This is a genomic window from Sphingomonas sp. Sph1(2015), assembly GCF_001970915.1.
Lineage (GTDB): Bacteria > Pseudomonadota > Alphaproteobacteria > Sphingomonadales > Sphingomonadaceae > Sphingomonas > Sphingomonas parapaucimobilis.
This window is the reverse complement of record NZ_MQUI01000119.1, coordinates 1-495: the sequence shown is the minus strand read 5'-3', so window position 1 is coordinate 495 and position 495 is coordinate 1. Positions and strand designations below refer to the sequence as shown.

The window sequence follows — 495 nt, the reverse complement described above, 5'->3', positions numbered from 1 at the left end:
CGCGTCGACCCACAGGCCTGGCTGACCGACACTCTCAAGCGCCTTGCGGGCGGCCACCGCATCAATGCACTCGGCGACCTCATGCCATGGGCATACGCCGCCCGCGTGGTGCGTTAACAGCGCTTACCGTCGATCATTGGCGACAGGCGTACGGAAGTGGGGAACTGGCTGCTGGATTACCCGCCCAGCCTGCCAGGCGCACAAACGACAACGCCGCCCTTGGGGGCGGCGTGTCGGGTTCTATAGCGATGGTTGCGGGGGCAGGATTTGAACCTGCGGCCTTCAGGTTATGAGCCTGACGAGCTACCGGGCTGCTCCACCCCGCGGGGGTGTGAGGTTGTGAATGGGTTTTTTGTATTCGCGGACTGTAATGCCTGGCGACGCCCTACTCTTCCACTGCTTGAGCAGTAGTACCATTGGCGCAGTCGGGTTTCACGGCCGAGTTCGGGATGGGATCGGGTGGGACACCGACGCTATGGCCACCAGGCAATAGAG

General features: G+C 62.8%; 1 protein-coding gene, 1 tRNA gene and 1 rRNA gene. 1 reads left to right on the top strand and 2 read right to left on the bottom strand.

All coding sequences use genetic code 11. The features are described 5' to 3' along the window. Positions 1 to 117: transposase domain-containing protein (locus tag BSZ14_RS18810; protein ID WP_139330359.1), on the top strand; the 117-nt coding region annotated here is incomplete at its 5' end. Positions 118 to 249: 132 nt separating this feature from the next. Here the strand turns inward: BSZ14_RS18810 and BSZ14_RS18805 are convergent. Beyond that, a tRNA-Met gene (locus BSZ14_RS18805) sits at positions 250 to 326 on the bottom strand. 46 nt (positions 327 to 372) lie between these two features. After that, positions 373 to 487, bottom strand: a 5S ribosomal RNA gene (rrf, locus tag BSZ14_RS18800). Positions 488 to 495 lie beyond the last annotated feature (8 nt).